Annotated in this window: 1 protein-coding gene; it reads right to left on the minus strand. The window is 43.8% G+C overall.

Annotated features, from left to right (window positions below; translation table 11 throughout):
• Nucleotides 1-18 precede the first annotated feature (18 nt).
• Nucleotides 19-224 (minus strand): DUF4133 domain-containing protein (locus tag HMPREF1551_RS05330; protein ID WP_021628036.1); only part of this gene is annotated, 206 nt, incomplete at its 5' end.

Here is a 224-nt window from a genome sequence, read left to right on the forward strand (position 1 = left end):
AAGGTGTTGATTTTAGAACTATTTCTCATTGAGGATTGTTTTAGGTTTGGGGTAACGAATAAATTGGCGTGGGGATCTTTGGTGACGTAGGTATTTGGGGTGGCGTTTGCGAGCTGCTTGTTTCATCAGGCCGTGTTCACCGTATTTCTGGTTTAGTGAAAAAGTCTGCCAAACCACAAGGCTGACCATACTAACGCCTACCCCCAAGCATACAAAAGAATTGA

Source organism: Capnocytophaga sp. oral taxon 863 str. F0517, from assembly GCF_000466425.1.
Taxonomy (GTDB): Bacteria; Bacteroidota; Bacteroidia; order Flavobacteriales; family Flavobacteriaceae; genus Capnocytophaga.